The following is a 22,878-nucleotide window of genomic DNA, read 5'->3' on the forward strand; positions in this document are numbered from 1 at the left end:
TCGGAATGGAAATAAACCCAAGATATGAAGCAAGGTTTGCAACTCAGGCTCAGCCAACAACTGGCAATGACACCACAACTACAACAGGCAATACGCCTGTTGCAGCTGTCCACGCTTGAACTCCAGCAAGAAATTCAATTGGCGCTGGAAAGCAATCCGCTGTTGGAACAATCTGACCTCCATGATGAAGTAGACGCGAAAGAAACCAGCGAAAGCGAAGCCCTTGATACCCGCGAAGCCCTTGAGCAGAAAGACATGCCCGAGGAGCTGCCGCTCGACGCCACCTGGGACGAGATTTACACCGCCGGTACGCCGTCGGGTACAGGTAATGACTACAGCGACGACGAACTGCCGGTTTATCAGGGCGAAACGACCCAGTCGCTACAGGATTACCTGATGTGGCAGGTCGAGCTGACGCCGTTTACCGACACCGACCGCGCGATTGCCACCTCGATTGTCGACGCCGTCGATGACACCGGTTACCTGACCATTTCCCTCGATGACATCCTCGAGAGCATTGGTGATGAAGAGGTCAGCATGGACGAGGTCGAGGCGGTGCTCAAACGAGTCCAGCGTTTTGACCCGGTCGGCGTAGCGGCCAAAGACCTGCGCGATTGCCTGCTGATTCAACTCTCCCAATACGTTCCCGAAACCTTGTTCCTGACCGAAGCCAGACTGATTGTCAGTGAACATTTAGACCTGCTCGCCAACCACGATTTTCGTGCCCTGATGCGTTCAACGCGCCTAAAAGAAGATACACTTAAGGGAGCGATGCTGCTGATCCAGTCACTGGATCCAAGGCCTGGGCAGTCTATCAATACCGGCGAATCCGAGTACGTCATTCCCGACGTGCTGGTGCGCAAAGTGGGCAAAGTCTGGACCGTTGAACTGAACTCCGACAGCATTCCACGCCTGAAGATCAACCAGCAGTACGCTGCGATGGGCAATTCGGTGCGCAATGACAGCGACGGGCAATTTATTCGCAGTAACCTGCAAGAAGCCAAGTGGTTGATTAAAAGTCTGGAGAGTCGCAACGATACGTTATTGAAGGTGACACGTTGTATTGTCGAGCAGCAGCAGGCATTCTTTGATCTTGGTGAAGAATTTATGAAGCCAATGGTTCTGGCCGATATTGCCAGTGCCGTTGATATGCATGAATCGACGATTTCCCGCGTGACGACGCAAAAGTTCCTGCACAGTCCACGGGGTATTTTCGAACTTAAATATTTCTTCTCCAGTCACGTTAGTACGGACAGCGGCGGTGAAGCATCGTCCACCGCTATTCGCGCACTGGTAAGGAAATTAATCGCGGCGGAAAACCCCGTCAAACCTCTGAGCGACAGCAAGTTAGCCACTATGCTATCGGATCAAGGCATCATGGTGGCACGACGCACTGTAGCGAAATACCGAGAGTCTTTGTCAATCCCGCCCTCAAATCAGCGTAAACAGTTGGTTTGACCTCAACAGAGAAGGAAGACATTATGCAACTCAACATTACCGGACATCACGTAGATATCACTGAACCTCTGCGAGAGTTTGTGAACGCAAAGTTTTCGAAACTTGAGCAATATTTTGACCGAATCAACCAGGTTTACGTAATATTGAGCGTTGAGCGAGTGCAGAAAGTCGCGGAAGCCACGCTGCACGTGAACGGGGGCGAGTTGCATGCAACCTCGGAACATCAGGATATGTATGCCGCTATCGATGGCCTGGTTGATAAACTGGCCCGACAGCTTAATAAGCATAAAGACAAACTGAAACAGCATTGATCCCTTCCCTGTCCTCCTGGCAGGGAATAAAGTGATAATCATCGGCTCGTTACCCTCCTGGTACGAGCCGATAACTCTTTAGGGTGAAGGCGCCTAAGTGAAAATGAGATGATTAACGATACAGCACTGCAGCTGACCTCGGTATTAAAAGCCGAATGCACCAAGAGCAACGTCCATTGCGCCAGTAAAAAACGCGCACTGGAGATCATTAGTGAGCTGGCGGCCAACGAGCTAAACCTCGCGCCACAGGTGATTTTCGATGCCATTCTGACCCGTGAGCGCATGGGCAGTACCGGGATTGGTGCTGGGATTGCAATCCCTCATGGAAAACTTGAAGAAGACACGCTGCGCGCAGTGGGCGTCTTTATCCAGCTCGATCAGCCGATCGCTTTTGACGCGGTCGACAATCAGCCGGTCGATCTGCTTTTTGCCTTGCTGGTTCCGGCAGATCAATGTAAAACCCATTTACATACCCTGTCTTTAGTGGCCAAGAAACTGGCTGACAAAGCGGTATGCCGTCGCCTGCGCAGCGCGCAAAGCGACGAAGAGCTGTACCATATCATTACCGAAGACGAGTAAATCGCGAAGTATTCAAGATTGGGTTAACGAGGGAGTATTCACATGGTGCTGATGATTGTCAGCGGCCGTTCTGGTTCTGGAAAGTCCGTTGCCCTCCGTGCGCTGGAAGACATGGGCTTTTATTGCGTTGATAACTTGCCGGTGGTGTTATTGCCCCAGCTTGCGCAGGAGTTGGCTGAACGCAATACGTCAGCCGCCGTGAGCATCGATGTCCGCAACATGCCAGAGACGCCTGAAGTTTACGAACATGCCATGACCCAGCTTCCAGACAGCTTCTCCCCGCAGTTGCTGTTTCTGGATGCCGATCGCAATACGCTTATCCGTCGCTACAGCGATACGCGGCGTCTGCACCCTCTTTCCAGCAAGAATCTCTCTCTCGAAAGCGCCATCGATCACGAAGCCGAACTGCTTGAGCCACTGCGCTCGAGCGCCGACCTGATTATCGACACCTCTGAAATGTCTGTGCACGAGCTGGCAGAGATGCTGCGCACCCGTTTGCTGGGTAAACGTGAGCGCGAGCTGACGATGGTGTTTGAGTCTTTCGGTTTCAAACACGGCATTCCTATCGATGCAGACTACGTTTTCGACGTACGCTTTTTGCCAAACCCGCACTGGGACCCGAAACTGCGCCCGATGACCGGCCTCGATAAACCCGTTGCCGCCTTCCTCGACCGCCATACCGAAGTGCACAACTTTATCTACCAGACGCGCAGCTATCTCGAGCAGTGGTTACCGATGCTGGAAACCAATAATCGCAGTTATCTGACCGTCGCAATCGGTTGTACTGGCGGCAAGCACCGCTCGGTTTACGTAGCCGAACAGCTCGCCGACTATTTCCGCTCCCGTGGGAAGAACGTGCAGTCCCGCCATCGTACGTTAGAAAAACGCAAATCATGACGGTTAATCATTATGTCGATAAAACAGAAAGTCGAGATTAAAAACAGGCTGGGCATGCATGCGCGACCGGCCATGAAGCTGTTTGAACTGGTACAGAGTTTTGAATCGGAAGTGATGCTGCGCAACGATACCGGTATTGAAGCCGAGGCAAGCAGCGTGATTGCCCTGCTGATGCTCGATTCACCCAAAGGTCAGGAGATTGAAATCGAGGCCACCGGCCCGGACGAGGCCGAGGCGCTGGCGGCGGTCATTAATCTGATTAACTCGGGCTTCGACGAAGACTGAGCAGCGTAATACGCTAAACAGGGCCTGTCTTTGCAAGCCCTGTCCCCTTTCTGCCTAGATACGGCTTAAGCAGTCGATGGCAATCGCCTTGAAACTCTCAAAATTCTCACTGCTTAACAGCCGGCTCATCGACCGTTCACGCACAAAGGTCACGAACAGGTCATAGATAGCCATCGCTTCCTCGTAGTCGGCCTTGCTGATCGCCAGCAGGAAAATCACGTGCGCCGTCTCCCCTTCGCCCCAAGTGATGCCCTGCGGGGACAAGACCGTAATCACCACCGTCTTTTTCGCCAGCAGTCCCAACGAATGAGGCAGCGCGATACCCTCGCCCAGCATGGTGGAAACAATCTCCTCACGCTCGACCACCGAAGGGTGAAACTCTTCGTCGACATAGCCTTCCTGCTCGAGCTGAGTACAAATCTTTTGAAACAGCTGGGCCTGGGTCATAGGTTGGTCGAGACGCATAAAGTGGTGCCGGTCGAAGAATTTCTCCAGCATGTAGGGCCGCGTGCGGTCCACCAACACCAGTTTACCGAGCTGCTCCATCTGGAACTCGGTCGGGAAAGGAGACAGCACCACCACCGGCTTGTTGCGCTCCGCTACGCGCGCGTTGGCGATAATAAAATCTTCATCGATATGCCGGAGATTTTCATAGTCTCGCAGCGAAATAACCTGAGTTATGACGATTTGTGGGAACTTGCGGCTAATTTGCGCCTGAATCATCCTGATGGTCGAATTGCCGGTGTCGCACACCAGCATCGCCTGCGGATGGCGCTGATAGCCGATATTGTAATGACGCTCTAATCCCACGCCGATGTGCAGCACTAAAAAGCCGATTTCGTTCTCGCTGAGGCTGTACGGCGTATATTTCCCCCAGCTCGACACCGCGGCCAGCGTGACGTCATAGGCCATCGGATAGTGCTGCTTGATGTTGTTGAGCAGCGGATTCGGAATATTAATCTGGTATTTAACCCGGGTAATCATCGCCTTGATGTGGGTCAGCAAGTCGGACCTAAGCTGTTTATCTCCTTGTAAATCATAATTATAATGCGCATTAATGTAGGAGAGAATGTAGTCCACCAGCGACTCTTCGTCGTCAGCATTGATATCGGTCGGCAGAATACTTTGCAGACGGCGGGCGGCAATATTGACCCGCAGATAGGCCTCTTCAGCCGCCGGAATTTCCTTCCCTACCATTCGCTTAAGCTCAGCGGCAAGCTGCGTAGAAACCTGCTTGATCGCCGGTTCTTCCTCTTCGGCATCGAAATCAGTCAGCGGATACCCCCCGGCGATGCGTTTTACCGCCACCGCACAGTAGAGAATCAGGTATTTTTCCCCTTCGTCGGTTAAGCGGATAGACGATCGCGCCAACAGTCGATGCATAAAGTCGGTGAGTGGTTGCAGCGCCTCGGACTCGAGGCTTTCGGCTTTAAGGAACGGGCTGATTTGGTCATCGTTATTGAGCTGGAACAGCAGGTCGGTCAGGCAGGCGCGATGCGCGAGTTCGGATCCAAACAGCTTCATGCCGTAGCGCGGTTTAGTCTCGATGGTCAGATGGTAACGCGCAAGATGCTCACGGACTTCAGGCATATCGTTTTGCAGCGTGCCTCGACTGACGAACCACTCGTCGGCCAGATCCTCCAATTTGAGCGAAAAGGCCGAGGTCAGAAAACGGATCAGCAAGCGATTGACCCGCTCCGCCGCACTGCGTGGCGTAGGGTTAGCCGGTTTTACCGGCTGCTGAAGGGTAGAGAACAGCGCGGCATCGTCTATCCTGAGCTGATAACCGCTGCCGCGATTGTGCACAAAGCTCGCCCCATACTGTTGAATAATTTCATTAAGTGCCGTGACATCGGCGCGCACGGTGCGCGTCGACACCGCCAGGCGTTTCGCCAGCTCATCCTGCGGCAGCGTTTCCGTTTGCAGAGCATCGAACAATACGGCTAATCGTTGATTGGGAAATCTCACCATAAACCTTCTGTTTTCAGGGCACCATCACCATCTGCGACGGGCTGCCAACCGCAGTATAGTCGTCGACAAAAATTAATTTTCCACTGCCGGTCTCAACCTTGAATCTTGTGATGTTATCGCTGCGCTGATTCATGGCGTAAACGAATTTGCCGTCTACCGACAGCGTCAGGGTGCGAGGATAGTCGCCACGCGTCCAGACTTCCCCGACCCAGTGCATCTCGCCGCTGCCGGTGACGTCAATCTGCGCGATGCTGTTATGCAGTCGATTGGCGACGTACAGGTGCTTACCGTCGTGGCTCAGCACAATTCCGGCGGCAAAGTTAGTGCCTTTGAAATTGGGTGGCAGCGTCGAGAGGCTGTGCAGTTCGCTCAGGGTACCGGTGGCCTTGTCGACGCGATAGCTGGTCAGCACCGAGGCTTCTTCGTTAATCAAGAACGCCAGGCTGCCATTAGGATGGAACACAAAATGGCGCGGCCCGGCGCCTGGAGACGAGGCGTTGATAAACGGCGGCGTGTTCGCCTCAAGCTGGCCGTTGGACGGATTCAGCTTCCACTGATAGATGCGGTCCAGACCCAGGTCGGTCGAGAACACAAACTTGCCGCTCGGATCGGTCGCAATCATGTGGGCGTGCGGGCCATTGTGGTCGCTGATGGCAAAGCTGCCCTCGGCTGCCGCAGCAGGTTTTCCTGCCCCCGCTGGGCCTGAATCCTGATGTACCGAACTGGCCTCACCCAGCTTGCCGCTGCCGTCAATCGGAAATACGGCAACGATACCGCTGATATAGTTAGCCACCAGCAGACGATCGCCCGCTGGCGTCAGGGACAGATAAACCGGGCCTGCGCCCTGTGAATCGACCTGATTAATCAGGCTCAGGCTGCCGTCTTCGGGGTTGATGTGATACGCGGCGATAGCGCCGTGCTTACCGCCGTTGTAGTTATCGACCTCGCTGCCGACGTAGAGCGTTTTGCCTGATTTACCGACCACCATCTGTGCCTGATTCGGAAATTGACTCACCAGCACGCGGTCACTCAGCGCACCGGATTTCTCGTCAACCTTGAAGCGATAAACGCCTTCGCCGTTCGGATTGTAAGTGCCTACATAGGCATAGTGAGATGTCTCGTGCGTCATGGCCTTCTCTGCTGCATACAGCGGCACGGCAGATACTGCCAGCAGCGCTGAGGTTAAACCCGAAATACGTAACCAGTTTCTCATCGTTCCTCTCTATGCTTTTAATCAAAACAACAGCTACTTACAACCCGAAAACCGCATTTAAGCTAACAATTTTTTAACACTCGCCAACAGCGTGCGGACATCCTCCGGGCGCGTATTGCCGGTGGCGCTGTCGATGATGGAACTGTAGATATGCGGAATGATTTTGCTGACGCCGGCATCCAGTGCAATCTGCATAATCTGGTCGAAGTTTTGCAGATCGATACCGCCGGTCGGTTCGAGCCAAAAGTCCTGCTCGGCGCAGGCGCGCGCCACGCAGGCAAATTCTTCACGGGTTTTCAGGCCGCCCATTGGGAAATATTTCACCGAACTGCCGCCCATGTCTTTCAACAAGGCGATAGCCGTATCAACAGGAACGATGCCATCACTGGCCTCGGAGCTCAGCGGTCCGGTAGAGATTTTGACCCAGCCAACCTTGCCGGTCGGAGAAATTAGACCGTTAACCACGCTGTCATTCTGGCCGAGCAGTGCACGGCTGGTCCCGACGCCGGTAAACACCTGATTCACGTGCTGCGGCTGTACCTGCTGGGAAATCTGGCTCACCATTTGTGACTGACGTGGATCGCCCGCGCCCAGTCCGACCGACAGCGCATTATCAATCAACGCCGCATAGTCCTTCATATCCGCGACGGCACGCTCTACGGTGGCGTAGTGCTTCGACAACACGCCCACCAGCACATGTCCCTCTGCGGCTTCGTAGATTTCACGGGCGTTGCCTTTCGATCCGGCGAGCACGTTAAGACAGACGCGATCGCGATAGAAATTGGGGGTCAGCTTCATGCTTTCTCTCCGGTAAACAGGGCTTTAAAACAGTCGGCTACGGTGACAAGCTGCGACGGCGTCACGCTGCGTACATCGACGTCAATCTTGCCTTCATTGGCGCGATAGCCACGAAAGTAAATCGCAATCTTGCCGTTCTTCATCGCCTCGACGATGGCTTTGGTTTTCCAACCCAGCGCCGCCTCGTCAAAGGTGATTTCGGTACGGGCGATATCGCGTCCCGCGCTGTCCCACACCACCCGCGCCGAGACACCGCTAATCTCGTTCAGGCTATTGATAAATGGCGTCATCTTGTCGACCATCTCCTGCCCGCTGGTTTTCGGCAGAGTGATATAGCTTTCAATCGCCTGCGTCAGCCCGAGGATGCCCTCTTTGCCGACCTTCATCGCACGACCAATGCCGCCAGACTGGAGCTTCACCCAGTCTACGTACTGTTTCTTTCCGAGTACCAGTCCGCTGGTTGGGCCTTCAATCGCCTTGGCACCGCTGTAAATCACCAGGTCCGCCCCCATTTCGTAGTAGCAGGTCAGGTCTTCCTCAGCGGCAGCATCAACAATCAGCGGCAGATTGTGGGCACGTGCCACCTCAGCGGCTTCTTCGACCGACAGGATGCTTTTTTGCACCGAGTGGTGTGACTTGATATAAAGAACCGCGGCCGTACGCGTTGTGATTGCCGCCGCCAGCTGTGCCGCAGAGCACTCATTGGCATAGCCCGCTTCAATCACCTTGCCGCCGCCCATGGTGACCATCGTGGCAACAGGCGCACCGTAGTTGACGTTATGCCCCTTCGGCAGCACGATTTCGTCAGGCACAGTCAAGGATGCGGCGTGCAAATTTTCCAGTAACCAGGCGTCATCTTTGACGATCACCGCCGCGACAGACTGCGCGATACCGGCGGAAGCACAGGACACCACGACGGCGCTCTCGACGTTAAGCAGCTTTGCAATATAGGCACCGGTTTTGTTCACCAGATCTTTCATCTCGAAGAAGTGGTTGAGGCCGGTATTAACCCCCTCGGCGACGTCGGCGCGTGGGGTTGATACTCCCAGAATCGTCATGCGGCCTGAGGCGTTAATCACCTGTTTTAAATCGTACTTTTCATAGACTGAAGACATTTTTAGACTTCCCTTCATCCGTTAATAGCGGCTCACCGGCGACGACGGTCGCCAGCGGCACCAGAATGCGGTCACCCTTGACCGACTGCCCCTGCGAATCGACAAATACCTGCGGCGCATGAGCAATATCAAACAGCGTGAGGTCCGCATCGCAGCCGGCCTCGAGACGGCCTTTCTGCGGCAGTCGCAAGGCATCGGCGGCATGGCAAGTGACGCAGTCGATCACCTGCGGCAGCGTGAGGCCGACGCTGAAAAACTTCGACATCACCGTGGCGAGGCTGTGCACCGGGCCGTTAATTCGGTTACGGCAGTAAATATCAGAACTGATGGTGTGGGGGATAATCCCCTGGCCGATGGCGACTTCCGCGACCGCAAAGCTGAAACTGGCCGAACCGTGGCCAACGTCCAGCAATACACCGCGCGCCAGCGCGCGTTTTATCGCATCGCGCAGCTGGCCTTCCGGAGTCAAAATACGGTTTGGCTTGCCGTTAAAGCAGTGGGTGATGATGTCCCCAGACTCCAGAAGATCGGCAATCTCATCCAGATTCGGCGGATTATTACCGATGTGTACCATCAGCGGTAAACGATCGTTTTCCTGCTGAATCTCCTTGGCGCGCACCAGCGGTTGAATGCCGTTTTTACCGACCACGCTGCTGCTCATGCGCGCCTTGAGGCCGACGATAAATCCGGGATGACTGGCGATAGCCTGACGAACGCCGACCTTGTCAATCTGCGCCATGTCCGCCAGCTCGTTTTGTGTGACGATGCCGGTGCGGGCGATGTTCAGAAAAGCAAAGACGTGGGTCTTGGCCTGACGGGTGAGTTGGTAGAAATCATCGACGTCATTGGCACCGGTACTTCCCGCATCGATCACCGTCGTCACACCACTGGCCACGCCAATGAGGTCAGGCTCATCGTGATAAATCGGCGACTTCGAATAACAGTGAACGTGCGAGTCAATCCAGCCCGCGCTGAGCCAGTATTTACCCTGCAAATCGATAACCTGCCGTGCGGTTGCGCTGTCGTCGAGCTGGCCCACGACGGCCAGCTTGCCGTCGAGGACCGCGATATCGACTCGGCCGCCGTTAACGTCTTTAGCCTGTCTGAGAATCAAATCGTACATTGGCGATATTTCCGTTTGTTGAGGCGACTACAGCGACACCGGGAAAATAGCCCCAAGGATCATCGCCCCCAGGATTGCGCCGCCGGTCAGCGGTTTCTTCCAGATATAGAACACCAGTGCGCCCAGCAGTGAACCCAGGCCGATAGGGATAGAGGCCGCCATTGCGGACAGGATAATCAACGGCCCAAGGAAGCGACCGGTTGCGTTGCCTGCGCCCATCATCACGTCTGCGCCGTAGGTCGAGTTCCCCTGATTGATGGTGAATTTACGCGCCAGAATAATGATGTAACCCACCGCAAGGCCCAAAATCAGGCCGGTTGCCAGCGAGGCGGCGAAATTTGCCACCGGGAAAATAATGCCCGAGCCCAGCAGCAGCGCAGGAACGCCGAGACCGATACCGGTTTGAATAGCGCCGCCGATGTCGAGGATCCCGACCAGCGAGCCTTCGATGATACGTGCAAATAGGAAGCTGGCACCGAAGGCGGCAACCGCGCCGTACACGCCGGTGTCCATGCCGGAACGCAGCATCGACACGAAGGCGACTTCATTGAAGGCACCAATGCCGTACAGATAATACATATGGGTACCGGCAAACACCCCGGCGGACAGCAGGCCGACAAAAATCGGGAATGACCATTCGGCGTACCAGAAACCCGTTTTGGCTTGTTCTTCCATCGTCATGCTCCCGTTATTTGCCACTGAGTGAGTTATGGATGCCGTTCAGCCAGCTCGGCACGTCCAGCAGGAAAGACTGTAACAGCTTCACGTCAAAGCCACGGAAGAAGCCGCTCAGCACGAACAGAGCGATAATCGCCGCCATCATCACTTTTGTGACGTGGTTCCAGCCGCCCTCTTCTACGCCTTTGCCGATAAGGATCCCCAGCACTAATCCCGGCACCGCGTTGCCCATAATCATCTGCGCCAGCCCCCCGAAAATGGTGCCCCAAAAACCGGAGCGACGACCGGCGTCAATAGCGGCCAGCCAGAAGATGACCGGCATCACGGTGTTCACCAGCATGTTCGCCGCAGGAACCAGCACCTTAATGGCGGTCACCTGTAACGCAGGTGGCACCGCCGAGGCCGTGGTATTGAGGAAGGCAACGACAATCATGCCGATGATGCCGCCCGCAATCGCCATCTTGCGCGGGTCGTGCAGGGTCTCGGCCACGTTGCGATTTTTCATCATCAGCACGGCCGCAGCCCAGTTCGGAATGATGCGGTGGTCAACGTCCTGCGTGAAGGAGCCGGCCGCCACGGAGGACGCCCAGGCGTTGAAGAAGAAGCCTAATCCGAACGAGAAATGCGAAGCCGGGTCGCCCTCGCAGGAGTTAAGTTCCCCAAGTGTGCGAAAAGCCCCCATTCCCTGCACGGTGGGCGCATGGAACATACGGGCAGCCCCTGCACCTACGCCGACCCCCACCAGCCCGCCGATAATAAGCGACTTAATTAAGATAATTAAAAACATCAGGTTATCCTTGTGATTTTATATATCTACGCTGCGGGATTAACCTCCCCCGAGGAAACTGCCTGACATGCAGCGGATATTTATTTTTTGGTGAATATGACCTGCTCGGTATTTATTACTGTCATATTGACGGTAATATCTAACGCCACGTAGTAACTCTTCCTTTCTCTTGGCAGAAAAAAGAACAGAAACTTCTCATGGGTTATCTTCTCTTCTGCTGTAATTACCTTGACGTCCTGCGGTTCAATGCGCAGCAAAATATTATCAGTAGATTTGAGAACGGTTTTTTGAACCTGGCTTAGTGCGGAAGAAAAGGCCGCGGCCTTTGTTTCGCCCTTTCCCTCAACCCTGACCGTGGAAGTTAAATGCTGCTTCATTACGGCTGGCCATTTTTCTTGATATAAGATTCAACTAATTTCTGACCCAGCTCTTCTTTATCCATAAAACCAAACCCCAGCACCGAGCAGCCTTCGTTGATGGCGGTCACGCCTTCTTCAACCGAACGCATGCCGTGCTTGGCCTTGTAGCCATATTTGTTCTGCGCCGTGATAGCGCCTGCGCCACCGCTGCCACAGAACGAGATGCCGAAGGTTGCGCCTTCTGCCTTCATGACGTCGCCAAGCTTCATGTCAGCCGCAACGCCGGGGATGACCACGGCCTTACCGCCTGCCGCTTCCACACCGGCTGCAACTTTCTGGCCTTTACCTAAACGGTCGCCGATAACTACGATGACTTGTCCCATATTTAAACTCTCCAGATAAGTTGTTGGTGATAACTAAGTTAATTGTTGTTGTCTTTATTCATTGTTGTTGTCTTTTGCCACTTCAAAATGAACCGAGAGCAAATAGGCCTCTTCAATCGGTAAATTTCCCAGCATCTCGACAACCTCTTCTGCCATTTTCATTGAGCCAGGCGATATTTCATCAAACAGGTCTTTATCAACCTCCGGCAAAGGTTCGCCGGTAATTGAACGCAGCACCATGGCTTTTACGTGAGAGGTCAACATTTGCTGCTGAACGTCATTGGTAAATATATTTTCGGCGTTCAGCATCTTCTGAATATCTGCCAATAATTGCTCGGTTCTTGCTGGCGCATCTTTTAATTCAAGTGCATTCTTCATAACAATCTGCTCTGCCCCTTTTACAGATGCTTCCTATTATTTATTGGCGCTCACCTTTCATCTGTTCTTACCCTACTCGTATGGCGAGAAGGTGTGTAGACGGTCTTTTTCCAGTTCAAACTGGAAATGGCGGACACCAAGCAGATCCATTTCTCAAAAATGCAATTACCGGCGGGGAAAAGGGAAGTCAGGCGTTTGGGCAGTGGGAATGACTGGAGAGGGCGCAGAGTGCAACGTCCCTTCCCCCGCACTTTTTAGCGGAGGAAGGTTAGCGACGAGATTATTTGAATTTCTTGTGGTTTTCGTTGCGAATCGCCTTCAGACCTTCGGCTTCTTTCTTTGCATCGGCCATCTTGTCGGCATTAGCCAGTTCGGAGGCTTTATCGATGTGGCTTATCAGATTATCCAGACCTTTGTGGAAGTCCTGAATTTCCGGGCTGTTATCCGGCTTGGAATCGAGCTTCGGTGGCTTAGATTTCTTTGCGTCCTCAGCGGCCGCCTTCATTTTTGCCAGACCAGCAATAAAGTCAGCTTTATTGTCGGTTTTTAGAACCTTACTGTAGTTATCAGAAATCGTGTCCATGTCCGCTTCCAAATCTGCTGCCAGAGACTGAACGCTCCAACCCAGCAGGGCAACCGCGGCTATTGCAATCACCTGTTTACGCATGCTTACCTTCCATTTGTTTAGATTTATTAGAATTTTACCCAAAGTCATTGGAGGCTTAGCAAGACGGCTAACGCCGCGAAGGCTTCAAGAACGACGGGTATAACGACATTGTTTGTAAGACTATTATTAACATAGGTGCAACACATCCGAAATGGCATCAGATTTTTGTAAAGAATGTTCAGAAGGTGAGGTAGAACAAGGAGCAAGAAAAGCAGCGACGGAGGATCCGCCGCTGTCTGGAAGGTTAATTTAAAGCTTATTCGCCGGCGATCTTCATCTCTGGAAGGATAATGGAGCCGCACTGAATATTGCTGCGGGTCTCGATATCGCTGCCGATGCTGACCATGTTGCGCAGCATGTCTTTCAGGTTGCCGGCGATGGTAATTTCGCTCACCGGATATTGAATTTCACCGTTTTCGACCCAGAATCCGCCCGCACCGCGCGAGTAGTCACCGGTCACGCCGCTAACGCCCTGTCCCATCAGCTCAGTGACCAGCAGGCCTTTGCCGAGCTTGCGCAGCATGGCACTGAAATCATCGCCCTGGCCAGCAATGCGCCAGTTGTGAATACCGCCCGCGTGGCCGGTGCTCTGCAGGCCGAGTTTACGTGCGGAATAGCAGGTCATCAGCCAGGTTTGCAGCACGCCGTCTTCGACGATGTTGCGGCGCTCAGTGCGCACGCCTTCGCTGTCAAACGGCGTAGACGCCAGCCCTTTCAGCAGGTGTGGATGCTCTTCGATAGTGATCCACTCAGGCAGGATTTGCTTGCCCAGGCTGTCGAGCAGGTAAGACGATTTACGGTAAATACTTCCGCCGCTGATGGCCCCCACCAGATGACCGAACAGGCCGGTGGCAACTTCGGCCGAGAACATCACCGGGGCTTTCATGGTCGGCAGCTTGCGCGGCGAGAGGCGGGACAGCGTGCGACGCGCGCATTCCTGCCCCACCCACTCCGGGCTTTTCAGCTCATCGATGGAGCGAGCGATGGTGTAGGCGTAGTCACGTTCCATGTCGCCGTCGGCTTCGGCAATGACCGACGCCGACATCGAGTGGCGGGTCGAGCAGTAGCTTTTCAGCATGCCGTGGCTGTTGCCAAAAACGCGAATGCCGTAATGGCTGTTGAAGCTGCCGCCTTCGGTGTTGGTAATGCGTTTATCCGTGGCAAGCGCTGCCTGCTCTGCGCGTGCAGCTAGCTCGATACCGCGATCGGCGTCGAGTTCGGTCGGATGGAAGAGGTCGAGATCCGGTGCATCGAACGCCAGCAGTTCTCTGTCGGCCACGCCGGCAAAAGGGTCTGGAGAAGTGTAACGCGCGATATCCAGCGCCGCCTGTACGGTACGCGCGATGGCGTCAGGGCTGAGATCGGTGGAGGACGCACTGCCTTTACGCTGTTGATAATAAACGGTAATACCGAGCGCACCGTCGCTGTTGAACTCGACATTTTCGACTTCACCGAAGCGAGTGCTAATCCCGATACCGGTGGTTTTACTGACTGCCACTTCCGCACCGTCAGAACCGGCTTTCGCTAACTCCAGAGCCTGCGCTACGGCCTGTTCCAGCGTTTTACGTTGCTCTGCCACTTGAGTGGTTACGTTCATCAGCCCGCCCTTCTTTTGAATAAGGTGTTAAATAAAAAGATGGTGATCATTAACTGCATATTCTTCTGAGTCTAACAGAGACTTAGCACAATTTCGCATTCCGACTGGGTCTTTTGTTGCCAACCGTGCGATAATGCGGCCAAGAATTTTAAGGATCCATAATGACTAAGAAAATTGAAGACTGGCTCGACGATGTTCCTGAAGAGAACAACGAAGAAGATGATGAGATCATCTGGGTCAGCAAGAGTGAAATCAAACGCGATGCCGAAGCACTGAAAGATCTGGGTGCCGAGATGGTCGATCTGGGGAAAAACTCCCTCGACAAGATCCCGCTCGACGAAGACCTGCGTGCCGCTATCGAGCTGGCGCAGAAGATCAAGAAAGAAGGCCGTCGTCGTCAGATGCAGCTGATCGGCAAAATGCTGCGTTCACGCGACGTTGAGCCAATTCAGACCGCACTCGACAAGCTGAAGAACCGCCATAACCAGCAGGTTTCGCTGTTCCACAAGCTTGAAGTATTGCGCGACCGTCTGGTCGAAGAAGGGGATGATGCGGTGCCTGCGGTACTGGATCTTTATCCTGATGCCGACCGTCAGCAGCTCCGCGCGCTTGTCCGCAACGCGCAGAAAGAGAAGGCTGCCAATAAGCCACCGAAGGCCTATCGTCAAATCTTCCAGTACCTCAGAGAGCTCGCGGAAACGAAAGACTAACCGTCTTGCCTGAAGCCGTAGCTGCGCTTGCTCGCCCCAGTCACTGACCTGTGTCAGCGCCTGGGGACTTGCTCACCTGCCGCCTTGCTACCGCGCCAATGACTCAGTTCTTTAATTAAAAACTAGGCTTTAGGCTTAGCTTTCTCAAATAAATTAAACCGCAGCGCGCCATCCAGCTCTTCTTCCGCCTCTTCAAACAGCAAAACCAGCGATCCAAAGCGTCGTTTACGTCCGGCGTTCAGGTTGGTGAAATCAATTTCAACCGGTAAAGCAATACCGCCGGTGACCTCATCCCACAACGCGTCAAGGTTAGCGCCAAACTGCTCACTCAGCGTGAACTGGCGAGAAAAATCTGCGTAGAAGGCTGCCAGATCGGGGATATGATTAAAATCGAAGACCACTTTTTTCATGCGCTTTACTCCACCCGAACAACATTCTTATAGTGATCGCGACTCACATAAATCAGGCCATCGTTGGCAAACAGCACGCGATCGGCACCGCGTCTTCCGCAGTGATAGTCAATATCGGCCTCACGCCACACGCGGCCGGGCGCAGACGGTAGCGTCTGCTCACGATTAGAGAAATGATCCCCGCCAATCGCCTTACCCGGCAATACGTCACAAAGATTGCCCGAACGTGGGTCCCAGCCCGCCGCGCGTGCCTTCCTCTTAGTGATAAAATAATCCGGCAGTCGATGATGCTGCTGCAGGTAACTCACCACGGTTTTCTCCGCGGTAAGCGACGCGATATCTCCTTGCGCGGGAGGGAAAAAACTCAGTTTTGCCATCGCACTGCCACAGAACATAATTAACAGTCCCGCCAACAGCCAATGAACCCGACCCCACGTGTTTACTGCTCTCATTGTCACCTACTTTTAGAATAGACAGATTTCGGGCTACAGATTGCCCAGATGCAGCGTTTTCACCTGCAAATACTCTTCAAGCCCCAGCACCGAACCTTCCCGGCCAAGACCTGACTCTTTCACGCCGCCAAAAGGTGCGACCTCGGTCGACAGCGCACATTCGTTGATACCAATCATGCCGCTTTCAATCGCATCGGCCACGCGGAACACCCGCTGCAGATTCTGCGTATAGAAGTAAGCGGCCAAACCGAACTCGGTATCGTTGGCACGTTTAATCGCTTCCTCTTCAGTTTTGAAGCGGAAACAGGCCGCCAGCGGGCCGAAGGTCTCCTCAGAGGCTACCTTCATCTGGTCATTGGCCTGCGCGATAACCGTCGGCTGGTAGAAGTTACCGCCCAACTGATGGCGTTGTCCCCCGGTTAACAGCTTGCCGCCGTGCTCCAGAGCATCTTTAACGTGTTCCTCGACCTTTTCAAGTCCTTTAATATTAATTAATGGACCGATAATGACGCCCTCTTCCATGCCGTTTCCGACCTTCAGTTTCTTGACCTCATCGGCGAGACGATTCACGAAGGTGTCGTAGATGCCGTCCTGTACATAGATGCGGTTGATAGATACACAGACCTGGCCGGAGTTGCGGAACTTGCAGGCCAGTACCCCGTCAATGGCGGCGTCGAGGTCGGCATCGTCAAAGACGATGTAGGGCGCATTACCGCCCAGCTCCATCGACACTTTCTTCATGGTATCGGCACTGTTGCACACCAATGTCTTACCGACCTCGGTGGAGCCGGTAAACGAAATTTTACGTACAGCGCTGCTAGCCATAATTGCGTCGCTGATGGCCGAGGTATCACCGGCTACGCCATTGATGACGCCGTCAGGCACACCCGCCTGCTTCGCCAGCGCCAACAGTGCAAAGGCCGAGAGCGGCGTGTTATTCGCAGGTTTAATGAGGCCGGTACAGCCCGCAGCGAGCGCCGGACCGAGTTTACGCGTCAGCATCGCCAGCGGAAAATTCCACGGCGTAATAGCCGCCACCACGCCCACCGGCTCACGGGTGGCCAGGATACGTGAGCCCGCTTTGACCGGTGGAATTATCTCGCCGTTGGCGCGCTTGGCCTCTTCGCTAAACCATTGCAGGAAGCTGGCCGCATATTCCACCTCACCCAGCGCTTCCTTCAACGGCTTGCCCTGTTCCGCAACCATCAGCTCGCCGAGGAACTGTTTGTTCTCAATCATTAATTCGTACCAGCGGTGGATAATCTCCGACCGAGCCTTGCCGGTAAGTTTGCGCCACGCCGGGAAGGCTTCGCTGGCGGCCTTGATCGCCTCTTCGGTCTCGGCCTTTCCGGCACGCGCAACTTTGGCAACTATCTCGCCGGTTGCCGGATTTTCGACATCGAAGGTTTTCGCTGCGGTTTTCCATTGCCCCGCCACAAAATAGCCTGTTTTAAACAAATCATGTTCTGAAAGTTTCTTGAGCTGGGATGACATGGTGATGTTTCTCCTGAGCGGGATCGTCCCTTTGAAGGACGATAAAACCAAAGATAATTAATGATTAAGTATAGCCACTAATATCCTGTCCGCAGCGGAAGTCCCTCAGCCCACTGTGCTTTTCGGACAGCTTAACCCCAGTTTAATCTGCTAATTTTTGTACGATCCCTGCTATATCCCCCAGCCACATCACGCACACTATTGGTGCAAATCGATTAATAAATAGCACGCAAATAATGCGAACTCACTCTATAAGTCGGCAATTAGTACAGTTTCATGGGTTGTTTGACAGTCTGGCACGGTTCCTGCTGATACGACTCATACATCAAAAAAGGAAGATTGATGTTTTTCTTAAAACGTTAACAGAGAAGGTTTCTGTCATTAGTTATTTTCCTAAACCCTAAAGAGGACTGCTATGACTCAGGGGACATTGAAAAAAAAATTAGGCCTGGTGGATCTTACCCTGTTGGGTGTCGGCTCCATGATTGGCTCAGGGTGGTTATACGCAGCATTAACAAGCTCGGGTTACGCAGGAGGGTTAACAGGCTGGGCGTGGCTTCTTGGCGCGATTATGGTCATGCTGATTGGTTTGGTGTTTGCTGAACTCTCGGCGGCTATTCCTCGCGCCGGGGGATTCGTTCGTTACCCGCAATACACTCACGGTAATGTGGTTGGTTTTGTAATCGGCGTCAGTTCGCTGCTGGCCTACACCAGTACCGCCGGTGTCGAAGTCGAGGCCGTACGCCAATACGCGATGTACTGGTGGCCCGCACTGGGTCAAACCGACGGCAGCCCGACAAGCCTCGGCTTCGTGATGCAAATCCTGCTGTTGGTGGGCTTCTTCCTGTTGAACTACTGGAGCGTTAAATTCTTCGGTCGCATCAACACTATCATCACTACCTTTAAGTTTATCGTGCCGGTGATGGTCATCATCACGCTGTTTGGTTATTACCACGGTGCTAACCTCGCGGTACCGGGCACCAATCCTGGTGGCGCGCACGGCGTATTCTCCTCACTGACCGGCGCGGGTATCGTCTTTGCCTACCTGGGTTTCCGTCAGGCGGTGGACTTCGCCAGTGAGGCGAAAAATCCTCAACGTAACATTCCAATTGCCATCATTCTGGCGATTGTTATTAGCTTTGCCGTTTACATCCTGCTGCAATTCGCCTTCATGGGCGCAGTGCCGCCGGACCTGCTGAACGCGCATGGCTGGGTCGGTCTGAAAACCATCTTCCAGTCTCCGTATGCCGATCTGGCGCGCAGTCTGGGCATTACCTGGCTGATTAACCTGATCCTTATCGATGCGGTTATCTCTCCAGCGGGAACCGGCAACATCTATCTGGCGGGTGCGTCACGCGTGCTGTTTGCCTGGGCGAAAAACGGCCATCTGTTCAACATTTTCGCCAAGGTTGACCCTAAATCCGGCGTTCCGCGCGGTGCGCTGTGGTTGTCGCTGATTCTGGCGATTGCCTGGACGCTGCCCTCCGAGTTCCAGGTCTGGGGCGGCCTGATTGGTGCGGTTACCTCGGCAACGGTGTTTACCTATCTGCCTGGCCCGGTCAATGCGGGCGTGTTGCGTGCACGTTTGCCTGACCTGAAACGCCCGTTCAAGTTACCGGTGTTTGGTCTGCTCAGTCCGCTGGCCTTTATCGCCAGTAGCCTGCTGATTTACTGGAGCGGCTGGTCGGTCAACGTCCTGTTGATCCCAATTCTGGTGATTGCCTGGGCCGCCTACGTAATCTTTGGCAAAAAGGACGAGAACTTCAAACGCGACGTTAGCAGCTCGCTGTGGCTGCTGGTCTACTATCTGGTGGTGCTGGCGCTTTCCTATCTGGGCACTTACGGCGGCATCAACGCGATCTCCAGCCCAACCGACATGGTGCTGCTGATTATCGTCACGCTGGTGTGCTACTACTGGGGCGTTGCGTCAGGCCATCAAAAACTGGTGATCCCGCAGGACGAGGACGAGCCGGAGGATCAACTAACTCAGGTGAAAACCACTTCAGCCTATCCGTAATCGCCGGATATGAAGCACAAAAAAAGGCTGGCGCCTTGAGGGCGTCAGCCTTTTTGTTTTACGGGTCAGCAGGCTATTGCAGAAATGCACGCTGATAGTTATGCAGCAGGTCACACAGTCGACGGACCGGTTCGGTCACTTTCGGTGGCGCGTCGTACTCCACCAGTTTCTGCTGATATTCACTCATCTCTTTCAACAGACGCTGATAATAGTACTCGCGTTTGCTTTCACGCTGGGATGACACCACGTGGTCGGCGGTATTACGAATCTTCTTGTGGAAAGCAGAAAGCTCTTCGTTTACCGGCACTTCTGCCAGCTTCAGTCGTTGATGCGCAATGATAAGCTGTAGCGCCAGGCGATATTTGCCAATGTCATTCGGGAATAGCACCAGCAGCTGGTTAAGCTGATGATACAGCGCGGGCAAATGGTTCTCGCGACGGCGATAGGCCTTGGTGGTCAACGCAGAGACTGCACTGCTCACGAAGCGGTTAAGCAACGTGCGCCCAGTCTTGTCGCGTGATTTATCGCGAATCACCGCCAGCACGACCAGCGCAATTATACAGCCAATCGCCTGACCTGACGCGTTGTCGAGGAAGGTCGAGATGTTGAAGGTCATCGGGTTGCTCAACACCAGAATATTGATGCTGCCAACCAACAGACCAAGAACCCCCAAGCGGCGCTTCTGCACCTCGATACCACAAATAAAGATGAAGATGCCCAGCGACAGCAGCAGCAGGAACAGACTTTGCTGAGTGGCCGGCATGATAACGGTATACAGCAAGGAGCCTAAGGGTATCGCGGCCAGCATGCCGACCATGAAGTCCATCGCCATCATACGCGGGTTCGGTGTACGCATCGCCAGTGAGGTGATAACCGCAATAATGACAATCACACCTGAGCCGGCAGTCCAGCCGGTCCACAGCCACAGCAGGCACCCGGCGGCGCTCGCCACGAAGGTACGCAAACCGTTGATCAACGCATGATGCATCTCGGCCGACGCCGGTTTGACCACCACCTCAGTATTGAGGACATTGTTCTCGGTGCTGCTGATGCTGCCGTTGGTGTGAATGCCTTTAATCATCAGCAACGCACGGCTGGCAGAGCCAATCCAGGAGTAAAGCGGCAGCGCGATGTTTTCGGCAGGCAGCGCATTACCTATCTGGCGCAGGCGCTTCAACCTCTGGCGCACGTCATGCTGATTCTCGACCGGTTCATTCACCAGCAGTCTGATTTCTTCAGGCACCAGCTCCGGCGTGGTCTGCATAATGATGAAGGTTTCACAGGCCTGAGTAATCATGCTCAGCGACAGGCTGTGCAACGCCTTCATACGGCGATTCACCCGCTGCCAGCGAGAGGATTCCATCATCAGGCTGCCACGCATGCCGTTCACCGCCGTCGTGCTCTTGACCAGCATGTTCCAGGCTTTGTCGATTTCTTCCTTGTCGGCCTGATTGACGCTGAGCTTGAGCAGCTTGAACTGGTCGATCATCAGCTGGTCTACCGCACGGTCGATGTCTTTCTTGATCGAACGCGGTGAAAACAACAGATCAGCGACGATGGCAGCACAAATACCGACCACGATTTCGCTACAGCGCTCAACGGCAAACTGCGGCGTTTCGGAGAGGTTTGACGAGGCCAGCACCACGATAATCAGCGCGGTGTAACCGGCAAGACCTAAAGCATAGGAATTTTCGACGCGAACAATCGACGACCACCAGGTACAGAATCCGGCCCACAGGCAGCAAACCAGCAGCATCAGGGCGGGTGCACGCGCGAAGGTCATGACAATCGCAATGGCGGCGATACAGCCGATAAACGTCCCGATGACACGTAAAATTCCGCGATGGCGAATGGCACCGGCGAAGGGTTCGCCGCCGGCAACCATGGCGGGTCCGGCGGCCACGATGGCGGCGGTCATCGCCGACCAACGTGGAGTTTCTAACTGCAGGTAAAACCCAAAAACCAGCGCTCCCAAGATAGCAAAGGTCAGCTTGCAGGCAAATCGCATGCGCAGGAAAGTCTGGCTATTCATTTTATCTTCTCTTAACCAAACTCACGCATACGATGCAGGAATTTGGTGAACCAGGAGCCGTTCTCGGCGCGGTCGTGCTCGCCTGCAACCACAACGGTAGCGGTGGTGCCTGCCGGGTACGGGTGTTTTTCATCCATATCATCAAGAAGGATCTTAACCGGTACACGCTGCGCCAGACGTACCCACTCGAGGTTGCTGTCGATGGTCGCCAGACCATCGCTGGATGCGGTGCTGCTGCTGTCGGTTACCGCCGCCGCGACGCTGTCTACGTGGCCGTGCAGAACGCGGTTGCTGCCCAGTGGGGTAATCTCGACGCGGTCACCCTTTTTAACGCGCGCCAGCTTGGTTTCTTCCATATAGGCCAGCACGTAGAAGGTGTGCTCTTTAACCAGTGCGATGGTGGTTTCACCACGGGTAATGAAGTCGCCAGGGTGAACGGTCAGGTTAGTCACCCAGCCGTCGGCAGGAGCAATAACCACGGTACGCTGTAGGTCAAGCGCTGCGGCAGCCGCCGTTGCCTTGGCCTTCGCAAGCTGTTGCATCGTAGTTTGCAGGTCATTGGTCGCCTGCTCAATCGCTTCGATTGATATCGCCTGAGAACCGAGTTTCACGCGGCGAGCCGCTTCGCGTTTTTTCTCGTCGGCCAATGCCTGGTAATAAGCCACGTCGGCATTCGCCTGCTCCAGTGCCACCTGATAACGCGGCTGGTCAATTTTGAACAGCACGTCACCTTTAGAAACCAGCTGGTTATCCTCTACCGGAACGTCAGTTACCAGACCGGCAACGTCAGGTGCGATAGCCACGACGTCGGCGGTGAATTTGGCATCACGCGTCCATGGGGACTCGGTATAAAAGACCCAGGCGCGGAAAATTGCGATGGCGGCCAGGATCACAATGATAAACGTTATTGCATAACGTATTATTTTTATTGATAAGTTTTTCACGACAGCCTCAGACGAAAATGCAGGAGATTAGGTAGAAGAGACAGCAATATAATGCCGTATTAAATAAAGCCGGATGCCAGACAAAATCATAGATCCCGGTAGGTGTTAGAATTCGGCGCAGTATAAAAAATACTGCCAACGCCAAAAGGATTTCAAAAAACACCGGGGGAAACGACAATCCGAAAATCACCATTACCGGAAGCAAACTCATGGATATTTC

Annotated in this window: 25 protein-coding genes; 7 read left to right on the forward strand and 18 right to left on the reverse strand. The window is 54.1% G+C overall.

Translation table 11 applies throughout. The annotated features are described in order from the left end of the window. Positions 1-24 precede the first annotated feature (24 nt). The 5 genes from rpoN to npr all read left to right on the forward strand — a co-directional run bounded on the left by rpoN (position 25) and on the right by npr (position 3,530). Positions 25-1,458 carry an RNA polymerase factor sigma-54 gene (gene rpoN / locus BS640_RS02705; RefSeq protein WP_084911820.1) on the forward strand — a complete coding sequence of 478 codons (1,434 nt, stop codon included), beginning with the start codon at positions 25-27 and terminating at the stop codon, positions 1,456-1,458. 23 nt (positions 1,459-1,481) lie between these two features. Next, positions 1,482-1,769 (forward strand): ribosome hibernation promoting factor, encoded by a 288-nt coding sequence (gene hpf / locus BS640_RS02710; RefSeq protein ID WP_017493427.1) that lies wholly within the window; start codon positions 1,482-1,484, stop codon positions 1,767-1,769. 108 nt (positions 1,770-1,877) lie between these two features. Further along, the gene (ptsN, locus tag BS640_RS02715) at positions 1,878-2,348 is read left to right on the forward strand and encodes a PTS IIA-like nitrogen regulatory protein PtsN (protein ID WP_017493428.1); all 471 of its coding nucleotides are present in this window, start codon (positions 1,878-1,880) and stop codon (positions 2,346-2,348) included. Positions 2,349-2,390: 42 nt separating this feature from the next. Further along, a complete protein-coding gene (gene rapZ / locus BS640_RS02720) occupies positions 2,391-3,245 on the forward strand; it encodes an RNase adapter RapZ (protein WP_017493429.1) in 855 nt (284 codons plus the stop codon). Between the two features lie 12 nt (positions 3,246-3,257). Further along, complete coding sequence (gene npr / locus BS640_RS02725) at positions 3,258-3,530, forward strand: PTS phosphocarrier protein NPr (protein ID WP_017493430.1); 273 nt, start codon at positions 3,258-3,260, stop codon at positions 3,528-3,530. A gap of 54 nt (positions 3,531-3,584) precedes the next feature. Here the strand turns inward: npr and BS640_RS02730 are convergent, their stop codons facing one another. From BS640_RS02730 to pmbA, 12 genes are all read right to left on the reverse strand, one after another. Beyond that, positions 3,585-5,501, reverse strand: a complete 1,917-nt coding sequence (locus BS640_RS02730; protein WP_084911822.1) for a BglG family transcription antiterminator — start codon at positions 5,499-5,501, stop codon at positions 3,585-3,587. Positions 5,502-5,514: 13 nt separating this feature from the next. Beyond that, positions 5,515-6,714, reverse strand: coding sequence for a lactonase family protein (locus tag BS640_RS02735; RefSeq protein WP_084911824.1), 1,200 nt, complete (start codon positions 6,712-6,714; stop codon positions 5,515-5,517). Between the two features lie 57 nt (positions 6,715-6,771). After that, entirely contained in the window at positions 6,772-7,512 is a 741-nt protein-coding gene (dagF, locus tag BS640_RS02740) for a 2-dehydro-3-deoxy-phosphogluconate aldolase (protein ID WP_017493433.1), read from the reverse strand. Beyond that, a complete protein-coding gene (locus BS640_RS02745; protein ID WP_017493434.1) occupies positions 7,509-8,627 on the reverse strand; it encodes a DgaE family pyridoxal phosphate-dependent ammonia lyase in 1,119 nt (372 codons plus the stop codon). The genes dagF and BS640_RS02745 overlap by 4 nt, the downstream gene beginning before the upstream one ends. Beyond that, on the reverse strand, positions 8,611-9,750 hold the full coding sequence (locus BS640_RS02750; protein ID WP_084911826.1) for an amidohydrolase/deacetylase family metallohydrolase: 1,140 nt from the start codon (positions 9,748-9,750) through the stop codon (positions 8,611-8,613). Before BS640_RS02750 ends, BS640_RS02745 begins: the two co-directional genes overlap by 17 nt. 27 nt (positions 9,751-9,777) lie before the next feature. Continuing rightward, positions 9,778-10,425: a DUF4310 family protein gene (locus BS640_RS02755; RefSeq protein ID WP_017493436.1), complete on the reverse strand. Its 648-nt coding sequence runs from the start codon at positions 10,423-10,425 to the stop codon at positions 9,778-9,780. A gap of 13 nt (positions 10,426-10,438) precedes the next feature. After that, positions 10,439-11,215: a DUF4311 domain-containing protein gene (locus tag BS640_RS02760; protein ID WP_084911828.1), complete on the reverse strand. Its 777-nt coding sequence runs from the start codon at positions 11,213-11,215 to the stop codon at positions 10,439-10,441. 80 nt (positions 11,216-11,295) lie between these two features. Next, positions 11,296-11,592: a DUF4312 family protein gene (locus tag BS640_RS02765; protein ID WP_017493437.1), complete on the reverse strand. Its 297-nt coding sequence runs from the start codon at positions 11,590-11,592 to the stop codon at positions 11,296-11,298. Further along, positions 11,592-11,957 carry an SFCGS family glycine-rich protein gene (locus tag BS640_RS02770; RefSeq protein WP_017493438.1) on the reverse strand — a complete coding sequence of 122 codons (366 nt, stop codon included), beginning with the start codon at positions 11,955-11,957 and terminating at the stop codon, positions 11,592-11,594. Before BS640_RS02770 ends, BS640_RS02765 begins: the two co-directional genes overlap by 1 nt. 54 nt (positions 11,958-12,011) lie before the next feature. Beyond that, positions 12,012-12,335 (reverse strand): PRD domain-containing protein, encoded by a 324-nt coding sequence (locus BS640_RS02775; protein WP_017493439.1) that lies wholly within the window; start codon positions 12,333-12,335, stop codon positions 12,012-12,014. A 280-nt stretch (positions 12,336-12,615) separates the two neighbouring features. Next, positions 12,616-13,002 (reverse strand): cytochrome b562, encoded by a 387-nt coding sequence (gene cybC / locus BS640_RS02780; RefSeq protein WP_017493440.1) that lies wholly within the window; start codon positions 13,000-13,002, stop codon positions 12,616-12,618. Between the two features lie 256 nt (positions 13,003-13,258). Further along, the gene (gene pmbA / locus BS640_RS02785) at positions 13,259-14,599 is read right to left on the reverse strand and encodes a metalloprotease PmbA (RefSeq protein WP_017493441.1); all 1,341 of its coding nucleotides are present in this window, start codon (positions 14,597-14,599) and stop codon (positions 13,259-13,261) included. 161 nt (positions 14,600-14,760) lie between these two features. Here pmbA and yjgA point away from each other — a divergent pair, with 161 nt between their 5' ends. Next, positions 14,761-15,309: a ribosome biogenesis factor YjgA gene (yjgA, locus tag BS640_RS02790; RefSeq protein ID WP_017493442.1), complete on the forward strand. Its 549-nt coding sequence runs from the start codon at positions 14,761-14,763 to the stop codon at positions 15,307-15,309. Positions 15,310-15,431: 122 nt separating this feature from the next. On the opposite strand, the gene BS640_RS02795 is transcribed toward yjgA, so the two are convergent. The 3 genes from BS640_RS02795 to BS640_RS02805 form a co-directional block, all read right to left on the reverse strand. Continuing rightward, a complete protein-coding gene (locus BS640_RS02795; protein WP_017493443.1) occupies positions 15,432-15,719 on the reverse strand; it encodes a barstar family protein in 288 nt (95 codons plus the stop codon). Positions 15,720-15,724: 5 nt separating this feature from the next. Beyond that, on the reverse strand, positions 15,725-16,096 hold the full coding sequence (locus BS640_RS02800; protein ID WP_240905250.1) for a ribonuclease domain-containing protein: 372 nt from the start codon (positions 16,094-16,096) through the stop codon (positions 15,725-15,727). A 108-nt stretch (positions 16,097-16,204) separates the two neighbouring features. Further along, positions 16,205-17,665, reverse strand: a complete 1,461-nt coding sequence (locus BS640_RS02805; protein WP_084911832.1) for an NAD-dependent succinate-semialdehyde dehydrogenase — start codon at positions 17,663-17,665, stop codon at positions 16,205-16,207. Between the two features lie 415 nt (positions 17,666-18,080). On the opposite strand from BS640_RS02805, the gene BS640_RS02810 reads away from it, so the two are divergent. Further along, positions 18,081-19,682, forward strand: coding sequence for an APC family permease (locus tag BS640_RS02810; protein WP_084911834.1), 1,602 nt, complete (start codon positions 18,081-18,083; stop codon positions 19,680-19,682). A 73-nt stretch (positions 19,683-19,755) separates the two neighbouring features. On the opposite strand, the gene aaeB is transcribed toward BS640_RS02810, so the two are convergent. Genes aaeB through aaeX form a run of 3 tightly spaced genes read right to left on the reverse strand, consistent with a single transcriptional unit; the run spans position 19,756 to position 22,869 of the window. Then, positions 19,756-21,714 carry a p-hydroxybenzoic acid efflux pump subunit AaeB gene (aaeB, locus tag BS640_RS02815; protein ID WP_017494275.1) on the reverse strand — a complete coding sequence of 653 codons (1,959 nt, stop codon included), beginning with the start codon at positions 21,712-21,714 and terminating at the stop codon, positions 19,756-19,758. Between the two features lie 11 nt (positions 21,715-21,725). Continuing rightward, positions 21,726-22,658, reverse strand: coding sequence for a p-hydroxybenzoic acid efflux pump subunit AaeA (gene aaeA, locus BS640_RS02820; RefSeq protein WP_084911836.1), 933 nt, complete (start codon positions 22,656-22,658; stop codon positions 21,726-21,728). A gap of 7 nt (positions 22,659-22,665) precedes the next feature. Continuing rightward, positions 22,666-22,869, reverse strand: coding sequence for a p-hydroxybenzoic acid efflux pump operon protein AaeX (gene aaeX / locus BS640_RS02825; RefSeq protein WP_017490723.1), 204 nt, complete (start codon positions 22,867-22,869; stop codon positions 22,666-22,668). Positions 22,870-22,878 lie beyond the last annotated feature (9 nt).

Source organism: Rouxiella badensis (genome assembly GCF_002093665.1).
GTDB classification, from domain to species: Bacteria; Pseudomonadota; Gammaproteobacteria; order Enterobacterales; family Enterobacteriaceae; genus Rouxiella; species Rouxiella badensis.

Excerpts from the sequence above, each read along its gene's own strand:
- BS640_RS02800 (WP_240905250.1), bottom strand. The coding sequence starts at position 16,096 with ATGGCAAAACTGAGTTTTTTCCCTCCCGCGCAAGGAGATATCGCGTCG.
- BS640_RS02735 (WP_084911824.1), bottom strand. The coding sequence starts at position 6,714 with ATGAGAAACTGGTTACGTATTTCGGGTTTAACCTCAGCGCTGCTGGCA.
- BS640_RS02810 (WP_084911834.1), top strand. The coding sequence starts at position 18,081 with ATGACTCAGGGGACATTGAAAAAAAAATTAGGCCTGGTGGATCTTACC.
- dagF (WP_017493433.1), bottom strand. The coding sequence starts at position 7,512 with ATGAAGCTGACCCCCAATTTCTATCGCGATCGCGTCTGTCTTAACGTG.
- BS640_RS02805 (WP_084911832.1), bottom strand. The coding sequence starts at position 17,665 with ATGTCATCCCAGCTCAAGAAACTTTCAGAACATGATTTGTTTAAAACA.
- BS640_RS02750 (WP_084911826.1), bottom strand. The coding sequence starts at position 9,750 with ATGTACGATTTGATTCTCAGACAGGCTAAAGACGTTAACGGCGGCCGA.
- BS640_RS02760 (WP_084911828.1), bottom strand. The coding sequence starts at position 11,215 with ATGTTTTTAATTATCTTAATTAAGTCGCTTATTATCGGCGGGCTGGTG.
- rpoN (WP_084911820.1), top strand. The coding sequence starts at position 25 with ATGAAGCAAGGTTTGCAACTCAGGCTCAGCCAACAACTGGCAATGACA.
- yjgA (WP_017493442.1), top strand. The coding sequence starts at position 14,761 with ATGACTAAGAAAATTGAAGACTGGCTCGACGATGTTCCTGAAGAGAAC.
- pmbA (WP_017493441.1), bottom strand. The coding sequence starts at position 14,599 with ATGAACGTAACCACTCAAGTGGCAGAGCAACGTAAAACGCTGGAACAG.
- ptsN (WP_017493428.1), top strand. The coding sequence starts at position 1,878 with ATGATTAACGATACAGCACTGCAGCTGACCTCGGTATTAAAAGCCGAA.
- BS640_RS02755 (WP_017493436.1), bottom strand. The coding sequence starts at position 10,425 with ATGGAAGAACAAGCCAAAACGGGTTTCTGGTACGCCGAATGGTCATTC.
- hpf (WP_017493427.1), top strand. The coding sequence starts at position 1,482 with ATGCAACTCAACATTACCGGACATCACGTAGATATCACTGAACCTCTG.
- npr (WP_017493430.1), top strand. The coding sequence starts at position 3,258 with ATGTCGATAAAACAGAAAGTCGAGATTAAAAACAGGCTGGGCATGCAT.
- rapZ (WP_017493429.1), top strand. The coding sequence starts at position 2,391 with ATGGTGCTGATGATTGTCAGCGGCCGTTCTGGTTCTGGAAAGTCCGTT.
- BS640_RS02775 (WP_017493439.1), bottom strand. The coding sequence starts at position 12,335 with ATGAAGAATGCACTTGAATTAAAAGATGCGCCAGCAAGAACCGAGCAA.
- BS640_RS02795 (WP_017493443.1), bottom strand. The coding sequence starts at position 15,719 with ATGAAAAAAGTGGTCTTCGATTTTAATCATATCCCCGATCTGGCAGCC.
- BS640_RS02745 (WP_017493434.1), bottom strand. The coding sequence starts at position 8,627 with ATGTCTTCAGTCTATGAAAAGTACGATTTAAAACAGGTGATTAACGCC.
- BS640_RS02770 (WP_017493438.1), bottom strand. The coding sequence starts at position 11,957 with ATGGGACAAGTCATCGTAGTTATCGGCGACCGTTTAGGTAAAGGCCAG.
- aaeB (WP_017494275.1), bottom strand. The coding sequence starts at position 21,714 with ATGAATAGCCAGACTTTCCTGCGCATGCGATTTGCCTGCAAGCTGACC.
- BS640_RS02730 (WP_084911822.1), bottom strand. The coding sequence starts at position 5,501 with ATGGTGAGATTTCCCAATCAACGATTAGCCGTATTGTTCGATGCTCTG.
- cybC (WP_017493440.1), bottom strand. The coding sequence starts at position 13,002 with ATGCGTAAACAGGTGATTGCAATAGCCGCGGTTGCCCTGCTGGGTTGG.
- aaeX (WP_017490723.1), bottom strand. The coding sequence starts at position 22,869 with ATGAGTTTGCTTCCGGTAATGGTGATTTTCGGATTGTCGTTTCCCCCG.
- BS640_RS02765 (WP_017493437.1), bottom strand. The coding sequence starts at position 11,592 with ATGAAGCAGCATTTAACTTCCACGGTCAGGGTTGAGGGAAAGGGCGAA.